This is a genomic window from Paenibacillus sp. FSL W7-1332 (assembly GCF_037969785.1).
GTDB lineage: Bacteria > Bacillota > Bacilli > Paenibacillales > Paenibacillaceae > Paenibacillus_AQ.
Genome location: NZ_CP150209.1, coordinates 1,967,462 through 1,989,594, shown reverse-complemented (window position 1 = coordinate 1,989,594; position 22,133 = coordinate 1,967,462). Strand labels below are relative to the sequence as shown.

Below are 22,133 nucleotides of genomic sequence, written 5' to 3'. Positions count from 1 at the left end.
ATCTATTTACGTAACCGATTAAGGATGGTTCCAATTTTTTGGGCAGTGTACTCCATTTCTTGAGTAGTATTACCCAAACCGAAACTAAAACGAATCGCGGAGCGCAAAACAGGATCAGAAAGTTTCATTGCTTGGAGTACATGGGATATCTCCAGAGATCCCGACGTACAAGCCGAGCCGCTTGCCGCCGCAATTCCTTCCATATCGAGGTTCATCAGCATCGTCTCCGTATTGGCACCGGGAAAGCTGATATTTAGGATGTGAGGTAGGTAATGTTCCGAGTTTCCGTTGATCACAAAAGCATCCTCGCCAATCTCCTGACGAAGCCCTTCAAGCAGCGTCGATCTCAGCTCGCGATAATGCTGGATACGCGCCTCCATATTATGAACGGTCCATTCCACTGCTGCTGTAAAACCGGCAATTCCAGCCATATTCTCTGTTCCGGCGCGACGCTTCTTCTCCTGCAGCCCTCCGAACAGACGCGGAGATACGCTGAGACCTCTGCGGACAACCAATGCTCCGACGCCCTGGGGTCCGTTGATTTTGTGGGCGGAAAAACTCCACATATCCACAGGAAGCTCGCGGCAGTTGATCGTTTCCGATCCCAAGGCTTGAACAGCATCGGTATGGAACACGATGTTCCGGCTGCGGCAGAGCTCGCCGATTTCGACGATCGGCTGAACGGTGCCTACTTCATTGTTGCCATACATAATGGTAACCAGCACTGTGTTGTCCTGAATGGCGTCCGCAATGTCCTCCACAGAGACACGCCCAGTAGAGTCGACGGGGACATAGGTAACCTCACAGCCCCGCCGTTCCAGCTCGTGGCACGTATGAAGCACCGCATGGTGTTCAACCGCCGACGTAATCACATGATTGCCCTTCAGGCCAAGCGACTCCAGCAATCCAAGGATAGCCAGATTATCGCTCTCGGTTCCGCCGGCGGTGAACACCAGCTCGTCCGATTGGCATCCTAAAAGGGACGCAATTCGATCACGCGCCCCGTTCACGATCTTCTTCGCTTCCCGTCCAAAAGCATGAACGCTTGAAGCATTGCCGTATTGGCTTGTCATCACATTCATCATCCGCTCGGCAACCTCCGGATGAACCGGGGTTGATGCGGCATGATCCAAATATACTGATCTCATATCCGTCGTCACCCTTAAATATAGAAATATCTGACAGGATGTACAAGATTAAAGTTCATCTACAACAACCCTTTCAGAATCAAGATTTTAGCGTCTTACATCATAGTACAACCTACAAGGAAAAACAACAACCTACAGGCTTTTTTGTGTGTAAAGTGTGGGTTTCACATAGCCCCTTCTCGCCCATTAGACACTCTCTAAGTTGACCATCACTAAGACAAACGGGACCATTCCAATCTATATTGGAAAAGGTCCCGTTTAGTTATGTATGATGCAAAACAAGAGCCTAGTCCACAAAATTAAAGCTTAGTCTAGGCTCATTATGTCATTTTCTGTTCTTTTCTTCTGCTCATTAATCAATGCCACAATATTTATGGTCGGCAGAATTATTGGATCCACATTTGCCTTGAGTGAAATATCCGAAATTGCACTTCGTAAGTACGGAAAGAGGATAGATAACGTATTCTGCTCACATAGATCCTTTACCTTGTAACCCAATTTTTCGGTATCCTCATTTGGAATAGTAACTTCGAAAAGTCCATGAAGAACAACATCTAAGTTAAGACCTGACTGATCTTCAATGGAACAACTAAGAATTACCTCAACCTCATCGTTTGGATTGAAATTTATTTCATGTGTGAAACCTACGCGTTTGTTTTCAATAGACTCAGATTCAGGAGTATAAGTAAATGAAATATCCGAGACATAGTATGATTTCAATTGAATTGCTGCTAACACTTAAGCCGCCACCTTATTAGTATCATTAATGTCAAAAAACATAAAACCTAACTCGATTTCTTTTGTGTTCGTATTCAGAGTTGCGTTCAACGCATTTGAAATCGAGTTGTCTAAATCTACAGCTGGATCGATGAGGAGCAATTCTTCCAAAGAAACCTGCTTTTCATTGCCGTTATCGTCCTCAGTGAAAAAACCCGGGGTTGCAGAATCTACTTCATATTCAATCCCCCACTCTTTCGCCAACTTAAGAATTTCATTCATGCTCATTTCCAACATGGAAATCACCTCTTATTATTATTAACCACAAGAAAAAAGCGTTAAGCTACAGACTTTTGGTCATGACTACGTTAATATCACCAGTTATCACCGATTTATCCCTGATGCAAACCTGTTTGCCGTGAAGATTCAATTCAGCAGCTGCAAGTATGGGGTGATTGTCGAACCTTTTTGAGGTCACATCAAAAGTTCTTTGTATTACAGTGTATTTCTTAGGCAACATATCCATGATGAAATTCCTAAGCTTAGCAGGATCAGACTTGAACTTTACTTCACCAAGCTGTTTCTTCACTGCATCAACAAAGGTCTCGAACTTTGATAACCCGCCTCTGCTGTCAAGATCAAGAAAGTTATCCTCATGAATTTCAAATCTCGTTTGAAGTACATGAACTTCAGTCTCAGTGGCACTGTCCTTGAATTTAGAACAAGCCCACATCATAGCTTGCTCCTTATCCTCACGAAAAAAATAAATTCCATTTCCTAACCAGTGATCTTTTCTTTTAACTTTTGGGAACTCAAACCCACTCTCAGTTATCATATTCGAGTAAGTTTTACTTGTTCCATGATGAAGATGTAAAACATAGTACGCTTCACTTCCAGTCATTTCCTCACCTGTATCCTTATCGGCATAAAGCTACTTCTCCTTAACTTCTTTTACGCTTTTTATGTCGTGTATGTTTCATATTAACTAATATGAAACATACACTTCGACAAATAGTTGGTCAAGTCCTCTTTTCAGGAATAATAATTCCCTTAACAATAAAAAGAAGCTTCTTGTATGACCATAGGAACAGATGGGCATTCACCTTAATGAAACATATCGTCAATCTTAATCCATCGCCAATCACCCTCAGCAATAGACAATTTGATTTCTCGCCTGAACGTGTGGATCAGTACGACAATACCTATTAACTCCGTATCTTCATACTCATCAAACAGCCTTACTGTTATGGTACGGTGTTCATGAAAAGATTCGGCCAACGCTTGTTCAATCAACTCAAATTCTTGTCGATCCAGTGTCGGCCGGTCTTTTCTCCCTTCCTGTAATTGTAGGCGTATGATAGCTTCCTTGCGTTCTGGAAGCATCATGCGACTCGATTCCCAAAGCCCGTTACCCTCCAACTTTTTGCTCACAATAGTGCCCTCCTCATATTCAATATAAGAACATATGTTTGTATTATAACAGTTCCGAAAACAAAAAAGAACCCCACCAGCCTAAGCCAGTAGGGTCTTTGCTCTTATATCCAACGTGACATTTATAGAGGGAGAGTGAATATGTTTTGGGGATACATCACTCAATATGAGTATAGCCGCTTAATGATCATTTATACCTTCGTGTCGAGCGTGGCTGTCTTGGTATCCTTATCCCATCCTATTTTTGCCCCCAACGCCTCGCCTACTGTCCGTAAAGGTACATATGTTACTCCGTTCTCCAGCTTACCGTCCTTGATCTGCTTTCCGTCCACAATGACATTTACCTTTTCGCTATTTTGTTTCACGTTGGTGGCCCCCTTTTTTGATAATCCTTGTTTGAGTTCGTTCATCCGGAAATATTGACCTGGGCAAGCTGTCGAAGCCAGTTCATTATGGCCGGCGACCTTTGCCGAAGGATATTTATCCAATAGCAACGCATTTAAAGCAATCCCTGAAGCAAGCTGCGCGTCAGTCATCTGCTGTTGTGTGAAATCGCCTTGGTACCCAACGTGGAGGGTATCGTGGTTGTGAATTGATACCCCTGCCCCATAATGGAAGCCGCGGCCTTCATAGATCGTTCCGTCAAACCCAATCCACCAGTTATAACCGATCCCGTTCCAGCCTCTGGAGTTTTTATGGAATTCGTGGACCTCATGGATCCCCCACGTCTTATGAGCCATATGGTGCTGTACTAAATAAGCCACCTTGGAAGGCGGCGGATCTAAGGCATACCTAAATTTAAGTCCTGGGTCAACAAAGTTAAGCTTTGTCATTCTGCTGATCCCCCTTTCCGTGACTCTGCACGTTGAATCTTTTTATCCAGCTCCGATTTAACCCATTCGATAATCGCGTTCAGGACCGGCAGAGGCAGCCAGTCACCCCACCCTGCCCGGATAGAGTTAGCCGTCATACTTTGTACGACATGATACAGTGTGCCGAATGCTAGGGCACCAAAAATTACGCCAGGTAACGACAGCACGACATCCAGCAGATGCCCGCCCGCTGGCAGGAGCAGAATAAAGAATGTTCGAATAACACCATCCAAACCGTACCGGCTGGCATAGGTGAAATCTTTCTTTGCGGCTCTCACTCCGCTAATCCAGTCCATAATCACGAAGAACAGCAGGGTTACCATAATGGCAGCCACTGCGTCACCCTCTCCGTAAAAGTAATCAAAAGCCGGTACCAATGCGGCACCGGCTTCGATAATAAATGATTTAACCTTATCCATTTAGATCAATCCTCTCGAGTAAAATAGCCCCCAGATCGGCTCTGAGGGCAAAATAAAAACGCCTTATTCGGCGCTGTCGGGCATTCTCAATGCAGAATCGCGATAATTTTTTTTGTTTCTCCTACTTTTCCCGGTTCCTTAGCGTAACCGATCATAGTTGTATCTGATCTTGAGTTTAAATCTGCGACATTTCGTATATTAAATGCCTGCATTAATGTTTTATATCATAGAAATATAGGGCGATTCCTGCGTTGCAGCAACTAAGTAATTTCCATCGAGGGAAAAAGCCAAGCCATTTACTCTTAGTGGTGGTACAGTAGGGTTTGGAAGCTTTGTGAAAGAATCTCCTGAACGCTTATAAATTATTAGTCTTGGAGAACCTTCATTTGCAATTGCTAGGTATACCCCATCTGGAGAAAAGTCAGCATTATATGGGTTATTGCTATAAGAGGGCATATGTGATAGATTATTTAGCTTTGTAAAGCTATCCCCAGAGCGCTTGTATATTTCTAGGAATGGTCGTTCATTATTGATCATAACTAAGTATACGCCATCTGGAGAAAACCTTAAATTTATATACGAATTAACAGAAGGAAAAGATGTTGCAATATCCACCAATTTTGTAAAGGTATCTCCTGAACGCTTAAATATTGTGACAATATCTGACCATAAGGGGAAACAGCCAGATAAATCCCATCCCCCTGAAAATTCAACAGCTGATGCACCGCCATCTGGTAAAGAAACAGGATCAGGAAGTTTTGTAAAAAAACATCTCCCGAGCGTTTATAGATTGTAACGCTAGGGTTTCCATAGTTTGCAACAGCTAAATATTTCCCATCCGATGTAAAACTAGCATATATGCAGCTCTTCTAGGTAGTGTATCGGGGTTTGGGAGTTTTGTGAATGTATCTCCTGACTTACGAACAACAATCGGACTATTTTTTTCGATGTTTTCGGCATATTCAACATTATCCTCAACCTGTCCTTGTATAATCACCTCCTCACAGCTACTATCGACTAAAAATCCGGTCCAATTTTGCGGAAAGAGTACGGTTTACCCGCCAATAAATCACCTGTAGCATAAACAGTACCATCCTTTTTTTTGAGTGAAGTTGCCCCCATACTGTTGACATTAAGCGTTGATCCATATGAGGCACGATAGTAATCCCGAACCCATCTGCCAGCACGGTAGGTATCGGGTCGAGTGTCACAATGTAAGCTGATGCTGTACCGGCCGTTGTAGCATACCCGGGCTGCCTTACATTTGTCCTGCGCTCCCGTTGGGGTTTCTGCAGCATTTACCACTGCTAACGCTTGCGTCGCTTTTGTTTTAGCGTCGGTTGCATCGATCACCGCTTGGGCTAGTCCCGGGATCGGGTCGGAGCCGCCAATGTCATGTGTTACCCCGTGCTTACCTGGTGTGGATTCTCCATTTACAGTAAGGTGGATTGATTTATCCAAAGGGTTCGTTGTTACGTCAACCCCAACATCGCCAACGATAGTAAATTCATCAGATGTAGTTACGGCTTCCAGCCCGTTAACCCGAGCAAATGCGTTCTGGTTAGGTTCCCCTCCTTCTTTCAACTCGGTTAACTTGTCATGCTCCTGCTTGGTAAGGTGCGCAACCTTATCAGCAATATGAGTATCCACTTGACCTTGTAAGTTGCCGTTACCTTGCTGTCCCATTCAGATTTCTTGGCTACGGTCACATGGATATCAGCATTTTTGATATGAGTGTCAGCCACGCCCTTATTGGCGTCCATTTCTTCCTGTACTCGATCAAAGCCGATGTTAATGTTATTAAAGTCTTCACTGATCTTCTTAGCCCCGACCAGATTTGCGTATCGGTTCGCCATGCTGTGCTTCAGCTCCTTTCAAATGGACTAGCCTCTGTTCGACGGCTTCTTTAATCCCAAGCAGGATGGCTTCTTCCTGACCGGGATGGTAGGGAATTACGGACATAATCACCGCTCAGATCTCTGGTACCGGCTTAGTCGGATCGATCTCACAGCGGATGACAGATTGTACTTGGGCCAAAGGTATTCACCTGCCTTTATTAAAAGGTAAAACCTCCCTTATTGTCGAAATGTAGGATGTTGGGCCTATTTTCGAGAGAAGGGAGGTTTTTAAAATAGATACTATCGGACTCACATTCGAGGAATTGGACACAGTTCTTAAAAAGCATATTGATGGGCATCTTACAATTAGTGCCGAAGGAACAAGAACTGCGATTGCAGAAGCGATCCTTGAGAACAACAAAAAAATTATGGAAGACATCAACCGTTTGATTAATTCCAAGTAGTGTCCTGAGCAGCCCCCCAAGTTACTTCTTGGGTGGTTGCTTCTTCCCATGTTAAGTTCTCTTTTTCTATCTCTCACCTCATTTCCCTAAATCAAAAAGGTCCCATCAGAATGATGAGACCCATTGATATGATATGTTATTTTTCAAGTGCTGCTAGCTCTGCGTTGACTTTAGTCACGCGCTTGGTCTCCGTCATAACCGTCTTGTATTCGCCGCTTTCCTCGTCAAGCTCTCTGGCAGCCTCTTTGGTTACTTCGTCATATCGATAGCCTGTAGCCCGCTTAAACAGTGCGTTCTCGACCATGACGTCAGCGATTTCTTGACCCTTTTTTTAAGACCTCCGATAACTCCGGGTATTTGTTTTTGTAATCAAAAAAAGTTGAGTTTGCTACACCCAACTTCTCGGCTATTTGCTCAATTGTTAGACCGTCTCGCGCCCATGCCTCGATCAGCAGGAGCTTGGGTTCAACGTGTGTATGGTATTTACTTTTCCGCCCTCCTGCCATGATATCACTCCTTAATAATTTGATGATATTGGAACCAAGAAACTTAACCCTCGTATATACTTCGTAAATAAAAAATAGGGGGATTTTTGATGATCTTTGCGGGTATCTTTGCTGTAATAGCACTTGCATTAGCGTTAACCGCTCTTTTCTGGGTAGAATTCGCAAAATACCTTTGGTTTCAAAAGAAATTTATATCATCTTATAAAAAGTTCAAAAAGTCATACGTTCAAGACGAAAATTATGCTGAATCAGATTTTCAATTATCTAAAGAAAAAAAGATCATGCTAGCGCATTATCTTACATATGATTCTGATACCCTAAAAGAAATGAGATACGAGTTGAAGTCGAGAATAAGTGGACTACGAGAGAAATCATTAATAAGTTTTCTTCTGACATCTTGTCTGCCTGTTTTCTCTGTCGTTATAGCTGTGTATGCTATTTTCTCAAAAGATTTATTAGCTGAACACATGATGTCTATTCTCTTGCCAACCGGAGTGATTTTATTGGTCATTCTGTTAGTTTCGCTTATTGACTTCTCATCTCAAATTTATATCGAAGAACCAATAAATATTCATTTCGCAGCAATTGAAGAAGCCCTTCGAATCAAAGAAGAAACTCTTCGAATCAAAGAGGAAGCCATAGAGATAAAGAAAAACCAACAACTACACAGGGAAAATCGCCTAAACAGACGGTTAAAACGGTAGTTTTGAACCCACACTACTTACTCCAAGGCAAGTACACAATCACCACCCCCGGCGTTGTGTTGGTTTTGATTATTAACAGCTGCTACGGGCCACCTGCCGAACATGTCGACTTGAGACCTGACTGTGATACACTTTCATTTTCGGCTGAGCCTGAAACAGCGATCTCACCCCGGCTCGATTACAATTTCTCGTTTGTTCCCTCCGAAACAGCTTGACTATGTGTGGACATTCAGACACCCAAGTCTTAAATGTTTTCCACAGTCGGGTGATCGCCTCGACGATCGGCTTCAAAGCTCGTTGAACTGCCTCAAAGGCTTTCTGAATAGTTTTCAGATCCATCGCGCTCAGCTCCTTTATGTAAAATAAAAAGCACCCGTTAGGATGCTTTAAAAACTGAGACTATTAATCATTGCTTGAGTGTCTTTTGCAAATTGCTCTTCTTCTTCTCTTCTTTGTTGTTTAGAAACTACTTTGAAAGATTTGACATGGTTCATATTAATGTACTCACCATCATCAAACATAAACCAATTATTCCCCAGAATATGGTCAATGATTTGATTTTCATCCTGCCCTATAATCTCCTTTGTAGCTCTATCACCTGAAATAAATTCAAGATCAACTAAAAATTCCATACTTTCTCACCCCCCAGATATCAAATTTCGACATAAAGGGATATATTTCCTGCAAAGAAAATACCGCCTCGATCCGAGACGGCAAAAGGGGGAGATGAAAAAGATACGAATAATCCGAACGGCAGGATTTGAACCCACACTACTTACTCCCAAGGCAAGCGTGCTACCCAGCTACACCACATCCGGAAATAATGGCACCGACCCCAGGATTTGAACCTGGATCCTCTGCTCTCTGTTTTGACAGGGGCCCCGCAGCGCTCTTACCGTCGAGCTATGTCGGTGAACATTTAAAAAGAGACGGCCGCCTAACGGCTCGTTTGGTCCATTGCCGACGCATCCTTAAATTTTTGATTGTTACAAGAATACCACAAAAAGTCAGGTGTAACGTTCCAACTTAGTTCGCATTTAGTATGATAAAAGTATGATGATAAGACCCGACCGCCTGACGACATGAAAGTCCTAGCTGATCGCGTCTTTACACCCTTGAGACGGCAGCCAGCAGCATCTTCCGTGTCGCCTGCCTGGTGTAATGCCCGCGGCAGGCCGTCCCATACGGCGCTTTCGACATAGGACTTGATCGGATGGAACGTATTACGATGAACCACCTCGGTAAAGGCATTCTGTATAGTCTTGGCTGAATTGATGCCATGTACCTTGGCAAACCAATGCTGGAGCCGTTTATCATCAGCACCCAGCCAAGGCTCATAGGAGCGTCCCAGACGTTCCTGTTCACGCCACGGCAGCGAGTGCCGAATAACCTCTGTATTACCAAAAGCGTCATAGGCAAGTGTTCCGCGCCAAAGGCCGTACGTCAGAATCAGTTCGACGTTCCCGGCAGTCGGCAGCAGCTCACCGCCTTTATGGTGCCTCTAAAGATTCTCCGTCCAGCTGTCATCCTCCGGGTCGTCGGGGCTGCTGTCTTCATCATCAAAAGCAGCAGCCATCTCAGCGAAATCGGCTTGCTTCTCAATAGCGGCCAGGCGTTTAACCTCCGGCCGTTGTATTGCCCATTGCTCCATAGCCATGTGACTCGGCTTCTTAACGTCTGGCGTATGCTCTTTCACTCGTTCGTCCAGATGGCTGAATTTATGAACTCGTACAAGGTCAAAAAGATTATAAGTGCGTCCGTATGCGATTGGATCACTGTCCTGATGGGAGAATGCGAGATCCTGATCCGGATAGACTTCTAGACCGTTACCGCTCGAGCCCTTGGTGTATGTGTACCGATCCGGCATCGAGCCCTTTTCGTAAACATCAGCTAAAAAGGTTTCTATGCCTTCTTCAATGGTGAATGCCCGGCAGAAGAGGCCTATGGTCCCGAACTTCTCCCGAGAATCCTGCGCTCTCTTGGCTGCTAGCTGAGCAGGAGATTTATCCTCTGGGTGCCGCGGCCAAGCCATCACGTCATGCCAATCGTCATAGTCGTCTAGGATCCGATCCACAGAGAGCGGTTCCCCCTCGAAAACTTCCAAGACCGGATACGCGTCCTTGCTGCAGCTCGGCAGGTACATAAGCCGGTGGACGTCAAACGTGGTCTTGTCAAAATACTCCATTCCGATCTGCTCCGAAAGCTTCCGGCTGACGGCTGCGTACTCATCCGGGCTCATATTCCGATCTGCTGGAATGATCAGGCGGTATTTCGGCTTCTCCGGCCGATGGCTATGCGTGGAATAAATAACATAGGCCGTCCCTCCCAGCACAAGCTCAGCCGAAAATAAAAAATCATCGTCTCCACTATCGACATCCACGGTAATCAAGCTCCGGCTATCGACATTCTCCTTTTTCCGACGCCCTGTGCGGACAAGCCCGCCAACAAAAGCGGGCCCATCCTTCACCATACCGCGGGAGACATTGTTCATCTTGTCGTACTGGGCCATCGTCTCTGCTGTCCGCCGGACCTTCCGCAGCCGGTCCACGAACTCATCCCAGGTCAAATATTCAGTTTTCCAGTTCGTATCAGCCCGGTGCTTGCCGAAGCTAATGTCCAGTTCCTGCATGATGCCACCTCAACTAACTTCAAAAATATTATTTTGTAAAATCGATTTCTCAAAGATTATTAAACTGTAGTAATGGTATAATATTCCTAGTTCTTATAAACCAGGAGGGTATTATGACGAAAGAGAAAAAGTTCCTAAATGTTGGACTCGTCATGCCAATTGCACCAATCGACAGCTGTACCGCTGAGCACTGGATTGACGTAAAAAGAATCATTACTGAATCGCTTGCTAGCTTGTCAGATTACGATACAAATCCTAAAATTGTAAGTGAAGGAGACAGTACTGGACTTATACATAAACGTATTGTTGAAGGCCTCTATACATCAGATATTGTTATTTGTGATGTTAGTTGCAAGAACCCTAATGTCATGTTTGAGCTAGGTATGCGACTCGCTTTCGACAAACCAACTGTAATTATTAAAGATGATCAGACGGGATATGCATTTGATACCGGAGTCATTGAACACCTACAGTACCCGAGAGATCTAAGATATAAAGCAATTGTTGATTTTAAAGAGCAACTTGCCCAAAAGGTAAAATCAACGTTTGAAGATTCGCTTAAAGATCCTAATCATTCCCCATTCTTAAAGAGCTTTGGTACTTTTAGAGTATCCTCACTAAAAGAAGATGAAGTATCGCCGAATGAGTTTATTATTAGAACTCTACAGGATATACAAGTTGATATTAATGAACTTAAAGCCTCAGATTCTCGTTCGAAATCTTATAATATTCATCATTCGAACTTTAAAACAATATTTAAGCCTACCTCAAGAATGTTCGATGCAATGGTTGAGGTCTTGAGAAAACTTTTAGTAGATAACTCAATCGATAAACTCTCCGTGAATGAGCTAATACCAGTTATAAAGGACGAGCTTAATAAGATGGGATTCAATGCAAAAGACTATGAGATTCGTGCTGCATTACAACGACTCGTAGATGAATATGGGAGTGATAAACCGAAGGATACTTAATCAGTTTATGTTCGGTAGTTGATTGGCGTGGTAACCACGCCCGCCAATCAACACTTCAACAAGCTGCTATAGTAACTGCCGCATTCTGGGCATAAAGGCTCTTCGATCTCATCGTCCAGTTTCGGCTCAAGAGCAAATCGTTGATGGCATTCGTCACACTCAAAAGCTTCCCATTTCATAAAGCTTTCCTCCTTGAAGGCGGCGAATCCGGCAAGGTCACATAGACCTCGCCGATCAGCTCACCGTTCATATAACAAATCCCAGGGGATATCTTGAAAATACGGATCTGGATCATGCATGGAGCTTACCTCCTTGATGAAGGATATTGGCAAATATTGTCGAACATTTTAAGTGATAGCTAACTAATTTTGAATGGAGAGTGCCAGATGGATTACATTTCTAAAACCGATTATTACTTGATGTTGAAAAATCAATTAGGCCTAATTCAAGAACTTAAGTGGAGCGACGAATTACCCGTAAATAAATTTAGTGATAATAAACAAGGTATAATGCTCTTACTGGATGAAGCTAAGAAATTTCTTTATGTTTCTGCTACAAAAGATTACAGTCGACGTCTAGCTGAACTTTTTGAAAGAGAAAATACAAACGGAAGATTTAATAAAGTGGCCTTCGTTAAAGTAGCCGATATCGACGATCATGATAAACGTTTCGCAGACAGAAGTAATTTCAAAAATTTCATAGCCATGATTGATACCCCTGTCGAGGAAATTGTTAACGTTCTTGATGATCACGACCCAAGGATAATTGCTAGAAATCGATCTATAGAGCGTATCGTTAACGGCAAATGACTTAATCCTTCTTATAAAAGTCCGTCTCGAATGCCTCGGCACGAAGTGGAAGCCCAGGCGCCCATTAGGAGTCCCTGCCATTATCGTACGGCTCATCGACAATGACCTCATCGTGGACATGCATCCGAGTTTCAAAGCCTGCAACATCTAAGCGAAGCATGCTCACGGCCAGACAGTCTCGGCTGATCGCCTGCACAATGTTCTCGACTAGCTTTGGACCGTAGGTGTCAATCTTGCCCCATGTCTTCTTTGTCTGGTCCACGCCGTCATAGATCAATGCCGGCTTATCAAATTTCCCATCAACGATCCGAGGGTTTACGTAGGCCAAGCGCCGACCGGATGGCAGACGGATAAACAGATAGCAGCCTTCGCAGTAAAATGTCAGACCGTACTGCAGCTTGATCGTTCTTCGCTCCTGGACAGCCGTCATGGCTGCCCTGTCCACGTCCCACCAAAGCTGTGTAATCTTTGGATTAGCTGCACGCCATGTCTTAACGAGTGGTGGCAGCTCGTCTTGAGAAAGCCCCATCTTGAGGGCCCCCATCTGCTCCAGAGCACCAACAGCGCCACCGTAACCCAGTGCAAGCTCTGAGATCTTCCCTTTTTGCCATAGGTCCTTGGTGATCTCTTCAAGGGTCAAGTGGAACATCTGCGCCGCCGATGCCTCATAAATCTTGCCGTGGGTATTAAATACCTCCAGTCGCCAGGTCTCACCCGCCAGCCAGGCTATTACCCGCGCCTCTATGGCTGCAAAGTCTGAGACACTAAAACGGCATTTAGGTGAAGGTATGAAGGCCGTCCGGATCAGCTGAGAAAGGACAAATGGCGGAGCGCCAAACAGCATTTCCAGCAGCTCATAATCCCCGGCCAGCAGGAGATTTCTCGCAAGCTCCAAGTCTGGTAATTTGTTTTGCGGTAGGTTCTGCACCTGCACCAGCCTTCCCGCCCAGCGCCCCGTCCGGTTAGCCCCGTAGAACTGAAATAACCCCCTAGCTCGGCCATCCTGGCAGCGTGCACGCTGCATAGCTTCGTATTTCTTCACAGATGTTTTGGACAACTGCTGCCGAAGCTTTAGCATTGTTTTAACTTTTTTGCTCTTCGCTTCCTTGATCAGCCCCGGTATAGTGTCTTTGGTTAAGCCTTCGATCTGGATCCCTTCCTCTTCCTCCACCCAGGCCTGAAAAGGACGGGAAATACACATACCGTTACCGGGTCCCAACCACTAAGGTTATAAACGGTAAGGAGACAAAAACAACCAAGCAAATGGAGTCGCCTCGTTTCGAGACTGTTCAAGAAGCAGTTGATTTTGGCATTCTTATTCAGGCTCGAAAAATCCAAAAAACGCTGAAATACGAAACGAACTTAACCGTAAATGCTTGGAGCAAAGTATGGTTGAAAGAATACATCATCGAGCGGGAACCGAGAAAAAAGACTATTAAAAATAGAGAATTTGCTTTAGGCGTAATTCTCGAACACTTCGGGGCATTTATACTTCGGGACGTAACTATGAGCGAATATCAGGCTTTTTTGTATAAGCTGAAAGAGGAAGGGAGAAAACGAAATACAATTATCACCATTAACACTGTTGCCAGTCTTATGTTCACGCATGCGAAACGGAACAAATTAATTACAGAGGATCCTACCGCTGACGCAGTGATTCCAAAGGAAAAGAAGGCTCCTCGAAAAATCGGAGAAAAAAGACAGGTCCTTCCCAAATTTTTAGAGAAGAACCAGTTAAAAAGATTCTTAGAGGTAGCCCGTTTTATGATTTCTCCAAATTTATGGGCATTGTTCCTGGTGTTAGCCTATACCGGACTTCGTATAAGCGAAGCAGCAGGGTTACAGTGGGAGGATATCGACGCTGAGCGCCGTACGATCGATGTGAATAAGCAGCTCGAAGGAGACAACGTCCGAGAATACTCATTCGGACCGCCCAAAAATGATCAGAGCGAGCGATTGGTAAGTTACGGGGATACTGTTGCCAAAGCCCTTGAAGTTTTAAGAAGCTGGCAACGAACGGAGAAACTATCCGCAAAAGAGTTTAATCCAAATGATAATTTTGTTTTTTGGAGTAGTGAGTTTCCAGGATATCCGATCCCAATCACCACAATACCTAAGATAATGCGTCGAGTACTAAAAGAAGCTGATCTGCCGACCAGCCTCACACCTCATAGTTTAAGACATACTCACGTCTCATTGCTGGCATCCAATCCAAAAGTAAGCCTCCCGGAGATCCAAGCAAGAATAGGACATAAAGGCAACTCAAAAACCACAACACTTATTTATCTGCACGTCACCCAAAATCGCCAGCTAACAATTGCAGACGATTTTGAATGGGCTATTAACAGTTAAGCTTTGTGGGTAACTTGTGGGTAACGCTTTTCCTTAGTAACTCTCAATCCCTTTGAATACCCGGGATTTCTAATCCCTGTCAAATATAGAACATATAGTTGTCTGCAGCAGACTGTTCCTGATAGTTGATCAGATAATCCAGCGTCGTGGAATCCAGCACTTCAGCAATGCTGTCGCGGATGCGCAGCCACAGATCCCGCTTCGCCGGATCGTCCTCTTCCGTGAAGTCCACAGGGGATATCGGTCCTTCCAGTACGCGGATGACGTCCCCGGCCGTTATGGATGCCGGATCACGGGACAGGATATAGCCTCCGTATGCGCCGCGGATGCTTTTGACCAGCCCCGCATTCCGCAGCGGTGCGATCAGCTGCTCAAGATAATGTTCCGACAGCTGGTTCTTCTCGGCAATGCTCTTCAGCGAAGTCGGCCCTTCACCAAACCTGGCGGCCAGCTCCATCATAATGGTTAATCCGTATCTTCCTTTTGTTGATATCTTCAAAGGTGACACCTCTTTCGGTAATTGTATATTATGTCCATACTGTAATGAATTGTAGGTGGCGGGTGAGCGATAAATACGGCGTAATCTACGTGTGAAGCAGCTTATCCTGTATTTTTCTCCGTATTCCGATCATTACCCTCAGCTTATGGTAACATATCCTGGACCTCAATGGGTAATATTCCAGCTGGAAAGATTGAAAAATGTTCACCCTGAGTGGACAAAATGAAACGTGTGAACCTTGTTCCAATATGTTAAAATACCTCCATGGGCACAATTCAATATGAAAATGGTGATAACGATGTCAAAAGAAAAACATAACACTCGTATCGTTGTCGGCATGTCGGGAGGAGTCGACTCCTCCGTAACAGCGCTCCTGCTCAAACAGCAGGGCTATGAAGTGATCGGCATCTTTATGAAAAACTGGGATGATACCGATGAGCTTGGCTACTGCACAGCTGAAGCGGACGCTGAAGACGTGCGCCGCGTGTGCGAGCAGCTCGACATTCCCTACTATACCGTCAATTTCGAGAAGGAATACTTCGATAAAGTATTTACCTATTTCCTCGATGAATATAAAGCTGGGAGAACGCCGAACCCCGATGTCATGTGCAACCGTGAAATCAAATTCGGCGAATTTCTGAACAAGGCCATGGATCTGGGAGCCGACTATGTCGCTACCGGCCATTACGCCCGCGTCATCGAAGAAGACGGACAGTACCGGCTGCTGCGCGGCGTCGACAGCAACAAGGATCAAACCTACTTCCTCAATGCGCTGAGCCAAGAGCAGCTCTCCAAGGCGATGTTCCCGATCGGGCATCTGCCGAAACCGGAAGTTCGCCGACTCGCCGAAGAAGCCGGACTGTATACAGCCAAGAAAAAAGACAGCACCGGCGTTTGTTTCATCGGCGAACGGAATTTCAAAGAATTTCTTGGACAATACCTCCCCGCCCAATCCGGCGATATGGTGGACATTGTCACTGGTGAGGTGAAAGGCCGCCATGATGGCCTGATGTACTACACGCTGGGACAACGCCAAGGTCTCGGCATTGGCGGCTCAGGCTCAGGAGAGCCTTGGTTTGTTGCCGACAAGGATTTGACTAACAATATTTTGTACGTTGTTCAAGGCGATCATCCGTGTTTGTATTCAACCGGACTCGTTGCCTCCGGAATGAACTGGATTGCAGGACAAGACGCTATGCCCAAAAACGCCTACACCTGCACCGCGAAATTCCGCTACCGTCAGCCGGACCAGGAAGTAACGATAACGCCGCGCGAAGACGGAACCGTTCATGTCGCGTTTGCGAAGCCGCAAAAAGCAATCACGCCGGGCCAAGCCGTTGTCTTCTACCAAGGGGACGAATGCCTTGGCGGCGGAACGATCGAAACGGCGGATAAAGTTCCTTATTAATCCGCTGGCTTAAACGAAAGAGCACACACTTCACACGGAAGATTCCGTAAAGTGTGTGCTCTTTTTTTACATGTTAGCGAAGAACATATTCTACCGTTTCTCCGCGTTCCAGGCTGGCGGATACGTCAATGAAACGCTGATTCGAGCTGCCTCGGAAGGGAAGCGAGACATCCCTTAGCTCCAACTGGAATTTGCCATCCACGATAACGTCGCACTGTTTTGCCAATTCGCGCAGCTTCGGCTGCCTCATCAGCGCTTCAAAGGTGAAGCCCGTGTAGGCCCATATGCTTTTCCCTTGACAGAGGGTCCTGAGCTTGCTTACAAACGCCGCGCATTCCTCCGGCGAGAAGAACGGGTCTCCACCGCATAAGGTCACGCCATCCAGCAAAGGGTTGTCGACGATATCCTGCAGTATGGACGCGGACAATTCTTCTGTAAACGGCTCCCCCGCTCCAAAGTCCCAGGAATCCGTATTAAAGCATCCGGCGCAGCCATGACGGCAGCCGCTCACGAATAGAACTGCCCGAAGTCCTGGGCCTTCATTAATGCTCTCGGGGATATATCCGCACACATTCACAGATGCTTCACCCGATCCCTGACCTCAGCCTGCTTGGCCGAATTGAAGCGCTCCGTATAATTGCCCGTTAGGTATCCCGTCACCCTCCGCAGCCGCTGGAAGTTCCCATTGTCTTCTGTAGCGCCGCATCCTGGGCAAGAGCTTCCGATGATCCCTTCGTAGTTGCATGCCGGACAACGGTCGACAGGATGGTTTACGGAGAAATATCCAATGTTCTGCATCAGGGCAAACTGCACGATGTCCCGAAAAGCAGCCGTATTCTGCCGGGCATTGCCGTCGAGCTCCACATATGAAATCGCTCCTGCATTACACAGCTCATGGAAAGGAGCTTCGGAACGGATTTTGCGGTACGCGGCCATCGGATAGTACACCGGAACATGAAACGAGTTCGTATAGTACTCACGGTCTGTCACACCCTCGATCACACCGAAGGTTTGCCGGTCCAGCTTCGTGAATTTTCCGGACAGCCCTTCTGCCGGCGTGGCAAACAACGTAATGTTCAGATCGTATTTTTCACTGGCCGCATCGCAGAATTGACGCATATGTCGGATGATTTCGATTCCCAGCCTGCGGCTGTTCTCATCCTCTCCGTGATGCAGTCCGGTCAACGCCTTCAGGCATTCTGCAAGCCCAATGAATCCAAGTGCCAGAGTGCCGTGCTTAATCAGTTCGCGTACCTTGTCCTCCGGGGACAGGTCTTCGCCGCCTTCCCACACGCCTTCCCGCATCATAAAATCGGACGCTTTGGCCGGTTGGTCCGCCTGCAGCTCGTAGCGGTGAACCAAACCCTCTACCGCAATCGTCATATACTGATCCAGCTGCTCGTAGAAGAGGCTCAGGTCGGGCATATCCCGCTTGCCTTCGATGATGCCATGCTCGATGCCGAGACGAACCAGATTGATCGTATTGAAGGACAAATTGCCTTTTCCGCTCAGGCGGTTTCGCCCGAACCGGTCTGAAATCGTCCGTGTCCTGCAGCCCATGGTGGCAATAATCGTGTCTGGCTCGTCCGGCTTATAGTAGACCAGATTAAACGACGCATCCACGTTGACAAAGTTCGGGTAGAGCCTGCGGCTTGAGCACTCAACGGCTTTCAGGAACAGATCGTAATTGGGCTCCCCTTCCGCCTGGTTAACCCCTTGCTTGCACTGGAAAATATGCTGCGGAAATATCGGCGTCTCTCCCCCGCCGAGTCCTCTCATCGTGGCATCCAATAGAGCATGGGACACCAGCCTTCCTTCCGTTGACGTGCACATGCCATAGTTCAGCGATGTGAAAGGGATCTGTCCACCGGCCCGGCTGCTCATCGTGTTTAAATTATGGATCAGGGATTCCGCGGCCTGTTTTACTTCATTCACCGTTTCGTTATATGCGTAATGATATATTCGCGGATAAGAGTCCTTCAACTGCTTGTTGTCTATGTATAATTCGTTATCGGGAAGAACTTGTACATTGGGTCTATGCTTGCCCTGCTCCACCTCTCCGAAGTAGGCAAGCCCTTTCCGAAAATGCCGGCGAAACGATTTGCCGACATACGGGGCCAGATCCCAATCGATTTTATTTCCGGACACGCCGCCGAATTGACTGTTCTGCTGAGATTGAAATATGATGGCCACCAGCGCCATCGCGGTCATGATGCTCTGCGGCGGCCTGACCGATCCGTTACCGGTATTGAACCCTTTGGCCAATAGACGGTCAAACGGGATGAAAATACAGTTCGTCGTACCGAGTGCATACTGGTCCAGGTCGTGCACGTACACATAACCATCCCTGACCGCTCTCATGAGCTCTCCGGGCAGGATAAATTTGCTTGCCATCCATTTGGCATACTCAGAGCCGATCCGACTCATTTTTCCACTGAAGGATTCCCCGTTCAGATTCGCATTCTCCCGCAGCAGATCCAGATTCGTTACCCCAATCACATCCCTGCTGATCTTGTAGAGTTCTCCCCGCCGCATCCGCTCCAGATCACGGGCCTCCCTGTAATGTTGATAAGCTGCCGCTGCCGCTGCATAACCTGTGCTTTCCAATTGTTCAACAACGATATCTTGAATTTCCTCCACACTCACCTGCTCCATCCCCGCGGTGACGCGGGCAACCTCCTCGCCAAGCTGCAGGGAAGCCTCCTTGCGGGACACCCCCTCAACAGCTATAAAAGCTTTATCCACTGCCTTCACAATCCGGCTTATCTCAAAATTCACCAGGCATCCGTCTCTCTTCATGACTTTCATGAAACGAATCAACTCCTTCTTCTCAGATCATTTATACACTATATATAGTTTCGTTTAATCAATTTACATCCATATATAGTTTGATGCTGTGAGATAGATCACGTCTGCTGATCCTATGAAGCATATGAGCCAATCCTGATAACGTCCTTAAAGGACATGAATCCCAACAGAAAAAAGGCACTCGAGTGACCATTGATCACATCGGGTACCTTCTTGTTTAACCACAGTAGAATTAACTTTCGGCAGGCGGCAGCGGGGTTGGTGTCGGCTTAGCATAACCTGTGCTGTATTTTTCGTCGATTGCGGTCCGAATATCCGTCAGACTTTTGCCCTCGCTGCTCATTTTAGCTGATTCCACGGCAATGTCCAGGCATACCCCGCAGCGGGTGCCATGATCATCCCACACCACGGTGCCGTCCTCCTGGATCTCATCAATAAAACAATTCAGGTTGCTCTCATGACCGGCACTGTCCCCACAGCCGCAGTAACAAGGAATGTATTTCAGGACATCACTGACCTGCGCGGACAAGGCATAGATCGTTTGGAGCTCGCTGGTCTGGCTCTTCAAAAAGGCAGGCAGCTCATCAATCGAAGCCGTCGCCTCCTGGATATCCCCGTTGGACAGCTGCGTCTGATGTCCATGCTCATGCGCTGCCTCGGTTGCCTGTCCACTTTCGACCTGCTCCTGGGCGCTTTTCCCCGAACAGCCGCTCAGCATAAGACCGACGGACAGCAGCAGGATGACAAACCGTTGTTTCCCTGTTTTCATCATTCGTTTCCTCCATTTAACTATACTAACAGCCGTAGATCCCGTTATCGCAGTAAGACCTTATTCTTCGCGTCGTAATCGCTGGTTGTGAGCGATCTTGGCTTCGTTCCCCTGCTCGGTCGCCTGATAGAACACCCGGCGGGAAAGCTCCTTCGGCAAATATTCCTGCTTCACGTAATGACCCGGATAATCATGGGGGTACTTATAGCCGACATGCCCCAGCTTTACCGCCCCCGAATAATGCGCATCACGCAAATGAAGCGGGACCTCCGCCGACTTTACTTCATCCATGGCGGACATCGCCCGTGATATGGCGGTCACAACGCCATCGGATTTTGGACTTTCCACCGCAAACAGGATAGCCTGGGCGATATTAAGCTTGGCTTCTGGCCAGCCGTTATTCCGGTAGGCGTCCAGTGCGCTTACAGCCTGAACCATCGCTTGCGGATTAGCCAGCCCGATATCCTCGCTGCTGGCAGCAATCAAGCGGCGGATGAACACCATCGGGTCCATCCCCAGCTTTTCGACCGCATACAGGAACCAGAACAATGCCGCATCGCTGGAACCCCGAATGCTTTTATGAAAGGCGGACAGCACGTCATACTGCGTGGACTCGTCCGCCTTGACGAGCGGCTTGCGGATCGATTCCTCGGCCACATCCAGCGTAATATGGACCGTGCCGCCTGCATCAGGCGGGGTCGTCATCGCAGCGAGCTCAAGCGCATTCAATGCACGCCGGATGTCGCCGTTCGCCATCGTTGCAATATGCTCCAATGCTTCCTCATCTGCCTGAAGCTCCATGAATCCAAGACCTTTATCCGGATCGGATAGCGCGCGCTGCATCGCGATCAAGGAATGGTTCTTATTCAGCGGCTCAAGCTGGAACAAGGTTGAACGGCTCATCAAGGCCCCATTTACGTAATGAAAGGGGTTCTCCGTCGTCGCGCCGATAAATATAATCGTGCCGTTCTCCACGGCAGGCAGCAGCGCGTCCTGTCTTGAGCTGTTAAAGCGGTGGACCTCATCCAGAAACAGGATCGTTTTGGTGCCGTACAAACTGCGGTTGCTCTGGGCTTGCTCAATGACCTCCCTGACGTCCTTAACCGAGGCCTCCACCGCATTCAGCCGAACGAAGTACCCCTTCGTTTGCTGTGAGATAATATGCGCAAGCGTCGTTTTGCCGCATCCCGGCGGGCCGTACAATAAAATGGAAGAGACCTGGTCTGCCTCTATGGCCCGTCTGAGCAGTTTGCCCGGACCGATAATATGTTCTTGTCCTATATATTCATCCAGCGACGAAGGGCGCATCCGATCGGCCAGCAGCCGGGAATCCCGGTCCCCTTCACGCCCGATACTGAATAAATCCATTGCTACACTTCCTTGTCTGATATCAATGTAACGATAAGCCGGTTTCAATCAAATCCGTCACCCTCTATCATACCATATTCAGTTTCGCCATGCCTGTAGCAACCCTATGACATCCATTTTAGTGATTCGGAAATCCATCGATATTCGCGCCCGTTTAACATGTTAACGAACTTTTATCGTTCCGGAGCGTTACATAATATAGAAATTATACAGGGTGCCCGAAGTGAGGTAGACGAAATCTCGCTAGACCATCTAAAGCTCGAAGGGAGGTTCTTGAAATGAAACGAAAACCTATGCGAAAAATGACCCTCTTCATCATCTTGGCAGCTGCACTTTTCATCCTCGCCGTTTGGACCTTGATCCGGTATATCGAGAATCTGGGCTCTTCCTACCAAATGCTTGGTTAAGCAAAAAGCAGAAC

Annotated in this window: 27 protein-coding genes and 2 tRNA genes; 7 read left to right on the top strand and 22 right to left on the bottom strand. The window is 46.8% G+C overall.

Annotated features, from left to right (window positions below; all coding sequences use genetic code 11):
• Positions 1-2: 2 nt before the first annotated feature.
• From MKX98_RS08640 to MKX98_RS08605, 8 genes are all read right to left on the bottom strand, one after another.
• Positions 3-1,148, bottom strand: coding sequence for a cysteine desulfurase family protein (locus MKX98_RS08640; RefSeq protein ID WP_339222610.1), 1,146 nt, complete (start codon positions 1,146-1,148; stop codon positions 3-5).
• 306 nt (positions 1,149-1,454) lie between these two features.
• Positions 1,455-1,886, bottom strand: a complete 432-nt coding sequence (locus MKX98_RS08635) for a protein-export chaperone SecB (protein ID WP_339222608.1) — start codon at positions 1,884-1,886, stop codon at positions 1,455-1,457.
• Positions 1,887-2,162 carry a hypothetical protein gene (locus MKX98_RS08630; RefSeq protein ID WP_339222607.1) on the bottom strand — a complete coding sequence of 92 codons (276 nt, stop codon included), beginning with the start codon at positions 2,160-2,162 and terminating at the stop codon, positions 1,887-1,889. It lies immediately after the preceding gene.
• A gap of 46 nt (positions 2,163-2,208) precedes the next feature.
• Positions 2,209-2,766: a hypothetical protein gene (locus MKX98_RS08625; protein ID WP_339222605.1), complete on the bottom strand. Its 558-nt coding sequence runs from the start codon at positions 2,764-2,766 to the stop codon at positions 2,209-2,211.
• Between the two features lie 203 nt (positions 2,767-2,969).
• Complete coding sequence (locus MKX98_RS08620; RefSeq protein ID WP_339222604.1) at positions 2,970-3,296, bottom strand: YolD-like family protein; 327 nt, start codon at positions 3,294-3,296, stop codon at positions 2,970-2,972.
• Positions 3,297-3,487: 191 nt separating this feature from the next.
• The gene (locus tag MKX98_RS08615; protein WP_339222603.1) at positions 3,488-4,129 is read right to left on the bottom strand and encodes an N-acetylmuramoyl-L-alanine amidase; all 642 of its coding nucleotides are present in this window, start codon (positions 4,127-4,129) and stop codon (positions 3,488-3,490) included.
• Positions 4,126-4,587 (bottom strand): phage holin family protein, encoded by a 462-nt coding sequence (locus tag MKX98_RS08610; RefSeq protein WP_339222601.1) that lies wholly within the window; start codon positions 4,585-4,587, stop codon positions 4,126-4,128. Before MKX98_RS08610 ends, MKX98_RS08615 begins: the two co-directional genes overlap by 4 nt.
• 219 nt (positions 4,588-4,806) lie before the next feature.
• The gene (locus tag MKX98_RS08605; protein ID WP_339224361.1) at positions 4,807-5,202 is read right to left on the bottom strand and encodes a beta-propeller fold lactonase family protein; all 396 of its coding nucleotides are present in this window, start codon (positions 5,200-5,202) and stop codon (positions 4,807-4,809) included.
• Here MKX98_RS08605 and MKX98_RS08600 point away from each other — a divergent pair.
• Positions 5,117-5,383: a hypothetical protein gene (locus MKX98_RS08600; RefSeq protein ID WP_339224668.1), complete on the top strand. Its 267-nt coding sequence runs from the start codon at positions 5,117-5,119 to the stop codon at positions 5,381-5,383. The genes MKX98_RS08605 and MKX98_RS08600 overlap by 86 nt on opposite strands.
• A 221-nt stretch (positions 5,384-5,604) precedes the next feature.
• Here the strand turns inward: MKX98_RS08600 and MKX98_RS08595 are convergent, their stop codons facing one another.
• From MKX98_RS08595 to MKX98_RS08585, 3 genes are all read right to left on the bottom strand, one after another.
• Positions 5,605-6,273 (bottom strand): hypothetical protein, encoded by a 669-nt coding sequence (locus MKX98_RS08595; protein WP_339222599.1) that lies wholly within the window; start codon positions 6,271-6,273, stop codon positions 5,605-5,607.
• A 135-nt stretch (positions 6,274-6,408) separates the two neighbouring features.
• Positions 6,409-6,549: a hypothetical protein gene (locus MKX98_RS08590; protein WP_339222597.1), complete on the bottom strand. Its 141-nt coding sequence runs from the start codon at positions 6,547-6,549 to the stop codon at positions 6,409-6,411.
• A gap of 476 nt (positions 6,550-7,025) precedes the next feature.
• Positions 7,026-7,193: a hypothetical protein gene (locus MKX98_RS08585; protein WP_339222595.1), complete on the bottom strand. Its 168-nt coding sequence runs from the start codon at positions 7,191-7,193 to the stop codon at positions 7,026-7,028.
• A 291-nt stretch (positions 7,194-7,484) separates the two neighbouring features.
• On the opposite strand from MKX98_RS08585, the gene MKX98_RS08580 reads away from it, so the two are divergent.
• Entirely contained in the window at positions 7,485-8,099 is a 615-nt protein-coding gene (locus MKX98_RS08580; protein ID WP_339222593.1) for a hypothetical protein, read from the top strand.
• 386 nt (positions 8,100-8,485) lie between these two features.
• On the opposite strand, the gene MKX98_RS08575 is transcribed toward MKX98_RS08580, so the two are convergent.
• The 4 genes from MKX98_RS08575 to MKX98_RS08560 all read right to left on the bottom strand — a co-directional run bounded on the left by MKX98_RS08575 (position 8,486) and on the right by MKX98_RS08560 (position 10,728).
• On the bottom strand, positions 8,486-8,731 hold the full coding sequence (locus tag MKX98_RS08575) for a hypothetical protein (RefSeq protein WP_339222591.1): 246 nt from the start codon (positions 8,729-8,731) through the stop codon (positions 8,486-8,488).
• 113 nt (positions 8,732-8,844) lie between these two features.
• A tRNA-Pro gene (locus MKX98_RS08570) sits at positions 8,845-8,917 on the bottom strand.
• Positions 8,918-8,923: 6 nt separating this feature from the next.
• Positions 8,924-9,012 (bottom strand) — tRNA-OTHER (locus MKX98_RS08565).
• Between the two features lie 588 nt (positions 9,013-9,600).
• Entirely contained in the window at positions 9,601-10,728 is a 1,128-nt protein-coding gene (locus MKX98_RS08560; RefSeq protein WP_339222589.1) for a hypothetical protein, read from the bottom strand.
• A gap of 113 nt (positions 10,729-10,841) precedes the next feature.
• Here MKX98_RS08560 and MKX98_RS08555 point away from each other — a divergent pair, with 113 nt between their 5' ends.
• Positions 10,842-11,699 (top strand): hypothetical protein, encoded by an 858-nt coding sequence (locus tag MKX98_RS08555; RefSeq protein ID WP_339222587.1) that lies wholly within the window; start codon positions 10,842-10,844, stop codon positions 11,697-11,699.
• A 47-nt stretch (positions 11,700-11,746) separates the two neighbouring features.
• Here MKX98_RS08555 and MKX98_RS08550 read toward each other — a convergent pair whose 3' ends face one another.
• The gene (locus MKX98_RS08550; RefSeq protein ID WP_339222585.1) at positions 11,747-11,878 is read right to left on the bottom strand and encodes a hypothetical protein; all 132 of its coding nucleotides are present in this window, start codon (positions 11,876-11,878) and stop codon (positions 11,747-11,749) included.
• Between the two features lie 207 nt (positions 11,879-12,085).
• Here MKX98_RS08550 and MKX98_RS08545 point away from each other — a divergent pair, with 207 nt between their 5' ends.
• Complete coding sequence (locus MKX98_RS08545; RefSeq protein WP_339222583.1) at positions 12,086-12,508, top strand: hypothetical protein; 423 nt, start codon at positions 12,086-12,088, stop codon at positions 12,506-12,508.
• Between the two features lie 64 nt (positions 12,509-12,572).
• Here the strand turns inward: MKX98_RS08545 and MKX98_RS08540 are convergent, their stop codons facing one another.
• Positions 12,573-13,709 (bottom strand): DNA polymerase, encoded by a 1,137-nt coding sequence (locus MKX98_RS08540; RefSeq protein ID WP_339222581.1) that lies wholly within the window; start codon positions 13,707-13,709, stop codon positions 12,573-12,575.
• 62 nt (positions 13,710-13,771) lie between these two features.
• Between MKX98_RS08540 and MKX98_RS08535 the strand changes: the two genes are divergently transcribed.
• On the top strand, positions 13,772-14,860 hold the full coding sequence (locus MKX98_RS08535) for a tyrosine-type recombinase/integrase (protein WP_339222579.1): 1,089 nt from the start codon (positions 13,772-13,774) through the stop codon (positions 14,858-14,860).
• Positions 14,861-14,939: 79 nt separating this feature from the next.
• On the opposite strand, the gene MKX98_RS08530 is transcribed toward MKX98_RS08535, so the two are convergent.
• A complete protein-coding gene (locus MKX98_RS08530; RefSeq protein ID WP_071222772.1) occupies positions 14,940-15,359 on the bottom strand; it encodes an Rrf2 family transcriptional regulator in 420 nt (139 codons plus the stop codon).
• A 298-nt stretch (positions 15,360-15,657) separates the two neighbouring features.
• On the opposite strand from MKX98_RS08530, the gene mnmA reads away from it, so the two are divergent.
• Entirely contained in the window at positions 15,658-16,767 is a 1,110-nt protein-coding gene (gene mnmA / locus MKX98_RS08525) for a tRNA 2-thiouridine(34) synthase MnmA (RefSeq protein WP_339222577.1), read from the top strand.
• Positions 16,768-16,840: 73 nt separating this feature from the next.
• Here the strand turns inward: mnmA and nrdG are convergent, their stop codons facing one another.
• From nrdG to MKX98_RS08505, 4 genes are all read right to left on the bottom strand, one after another.
• On the bottom strand, positions 16,841-17,344 hold the full coding sequence (nrdG, locus tag MKX98_RS08520; protein ID WP_339222575.1) for an anaerobic ribonucleoside-triphosphate reductase activating protein: 504 nt from the start codon (positions 17,342-17,344) through the stop codon (positions 16,841-16,843).
• A complete protein-coding gene (locus MKX98_RS08515) occupies positions 17,341-19,575 on the bottom strand; it encodes an anaerobic ribonucleoside triphosphate reductase (RefSeq protein ID WP_339222573.1) in 2,235 nt (744 codons plus the stop codon). The genes nrdG and MKX98_RS08515 overlap by 4 nt, the downstream gene beginning before the upstream one ends.
• A 232-nt stretch (positions 19,576-19,807) precedes the next feature.
• A complete protein-coding gene (locus MKX98_RS08510; protein ID WP_339222571.1) occupies positions 19,808-20,347 on the bottom strand; it encodes a PCYCGC motif-containing (lipo)protein in 540 nt (179 codons plus the stop codon).
• A gap of 57 nt (positions 20,348-20,404) precedes the next feature.
• The gene (locus tag MKX98_RS08505) at positions 20,405-21,712 is read right to left on the bottom strand and encodes a replication-associated recombination protein A (protein WP_071222769.1); all 1,308 of its coding nucleotides are present in this window, start codon (positions 21,710-21,712) and stop codon (positions 20,405-20,407) included.
• A gap of 278 nt (positions 21,713-21,990) precedes the next feature.
• Between MKX98_RS08505 and MKX98_RS08500 the strand changes: the two genes are divergently transcribed.
• Complete coding sequence (locus MKX98_RS08500) at positions 21,991-22,119, top strand: hypothetical protein (RefSeq protein ID WP_267907843.1); 129 nt, start codon at positions 21,991-21,993, stop codon at positions 22,117-22,119.
• Positions 22,120-22,133: the final 14 nt, after the last annotated feature.